The sequence below is a fragment of the Mesorhizobium sp. M2A.F.Ca.ET.042.01.1.1 genome (assembly GCF_003997405.1).
Classification (GTDB): domain Bacteria; phylum Pseudomonadota; class Alphaproteobacteria; order Rhizobiales; family Rhizobiaceae; genus Mesorhizobium.
On record NZ_RZRX01000505.1, the window covers coordinates 1 to 1,897 of the forward strand.

Here is a 1,897-nt window from a genome sequence, read left to right on the forward strand (position 1 = left end):
GCCTGCAGGCCCATGGCGGCGAGTCCCATGGTCAGCATCATCTGCGTGGCCAAGGCGATCGCCGAATGGATCTGCGCCGGGATCGCGACCAGGCTGTTCAGCGCCACCACCGCCACGAAAGCCGCGACGAACCAGGGCATCGGCGGCTTGGCGCCGGATGCGTCGGTGCCGCCGCGGCGCGCCATCAGGCCGAGCGCGATGACCATCGGCGCCAACATGGCGACCCGCGTCAGCTTGGCGACGGTCGCGGTCTCGCCGGCAAGCGTGCCGTTCCATCAGCTTCGCCTGCTGACCAACGGCGCGTTCGAGGCGAGTGTGTCGCTCTACAAGGGACAGGGTTACTCGATTGACCGGGAAGAGCCGTTCATGAACGGCTCGACCGTTTACATGAGCAAGAGGATCGCGGGATGACCGGCAATCGGAGCGGGGCCATGGCTGCCAGGATCAGGCTGAAGCAACTGCCAGGCCTATACGCGATTTCGAGGCTGGAAGCTGGACATGGCATTCCCGATTGGGCCAACGGGCCGGGTTTCGTCAGCATCACCAGAACCGAGGATGAGCTTTCGATAACCTGCCTGCAGGAGCGCGTTCCGGATCTGGCCAGGCAGGATCGCGACTGGGTCGCCTTCAAATTCGAAGGCCCCTTTGCCTTCGGCGAAACTGGCATCGTGCTGTCTGTCATTCGGCCGCTGTCGGAGAACGGCCTCGGCATCTTCGTGGTGTCCACCTTCGATGGCGACCATCTGCTGGTGAAGGCCGCCGATCAAGCCGCGGCGGCGCAGCTGCTGGGTGACGCTGGACATACGCTGCTGTAATCGGTCCCGGTGGGAGTCAGCCGGCACATCAGGCTCGACGGACGGCTGGCTCAATCGCCTGCGCTTGCGTTTGACATGGCGCTTGCGGCATCGTTATCTCTGGCTGTATACGACGACCCAATCCACTGCAATCGAGCACCCACGGCCGGCCGAGGAGGAAGACCATGTCCCACAATCTGCAATTCTATATCGACGGCGCCTGGGTCGATCCGGTCGTGCCGAACACGCTCGATGTCATCGATCCCTCGAACGAGGACGCTTTCACGCAGATATCGCTGGGCTCCAGGGCCGATGTCGACAAGGCGGTGGCGGCCGCCAAGCGCGCCTTCGCCAGCTTCGGCTTCACCTCGGTCGAGGAGCGGCTCGATATCCTCAACCGCGTCATCGAAATCTACAAGAAGCGCAGCAAGGACCTCGCGCTCGCCGTCTCGCGCGAGATGGGCGCGCCGCGCCAGATGGCGCTGGACAGCCAGGTCGGCGTCGGCCAGGCGCATCTGGAGAAGATGGCGGAAGTGCTGAAGACCTTCCAGTTCCGCCACGTCAAAGGCTCGTCGCTGATCGTGAAAGAGCCGATTGGCGTCGTCGGCCTGATAACGCCGTGGAACTGGCCGCTGAACCAGATCACCTGCAAGGTGGGGCCCGCGCTTGCCGCCGGCTGCACCATGGTGCTGAAGCCGTCGGAGATCGCGCCGCTCGACGCCATCATCTTCGCCGAGATCATCGATGAGGCCGGCGTGCCGAAGGGCGTGTTCAATCTCGCCAACGGCGATGGCCCGACCGTCGGCCAGGCGCTGGCCAGCCACCCGGATGTCGACATGATGTCGTTCACCGGCTCGACCCGCGCTGGCATCCTGGTCGCCAAGGCGGCGGCCGACACGGTCAAGCGTGTGCATCAGGAGCTCGGCGGCAAGTCAGCCAATATCCTGTTCCCCGATGTCGATCTGGAGCGGGCCGTCACCAAGGGCGTCGCCGGCTGCTTCTCCAACAGCGGCCAGTCCTGCAACGCGCCGACCCGCATGTTCGTGCCGCGCGACCGGCACGACGAGGCGGCCGGCTACGCGAAGAAGGCGGCGGAGAAATTC

General features: G+C 64.9%; 3 protein-coding genes and 1 pseudogene. 3 read left to right on the forward strand and 1 reads right to left on the reverse strand.

Features of this window, described 5'->3' with window-relative positions; translation table 11 throughout:
* Positions 1 to 272: pseudogene (locus tag EOA23_RS34255) on the reverse strand (putative sulfate exporter family transporter); the annotation flags it as partial.
* Between EOA23_RS34255 and EOA23_RS36790 the strand changes: the two are divergent.
* The 3 genes from EOA23_RS36790 to EOA23_RS34270 form a co-directional block, all read left to right on the forward strand.
* A complete protein-coding gene (locus tag EOA23_RS36790) occupies positions 199 to 411 on the forward strand; it encodes a hypothetical protein (RefSeq protein WP_245474449.1) in 213 nt (70 codons plus the stop codon). The pseudogene EOA23_RS34255 and the gene EOA23_RS36790 overlap by 74 nt on opposite strands.
* Positions 412 to 431: 20 nt before the next feature.
* Positions 432 to 815, forward strand: a complete 384-nt coding sequence (locus EOA23_RS34265; RefSeq protein WP_127307275.1) for an ACT domain-containing protein — start codon at positions 432 to 434, stop codon at positions 813 to 815.
* Between the two features lie 164 nt (positions 816 to 979).
* On the forward strand, positions 980 to 1,897 hold a 918-nt coding region (locus EOA23_RS34270; protein WP_127307276.1), incomplete at its 3' end, for an aldehyde dehydrogenase family protein.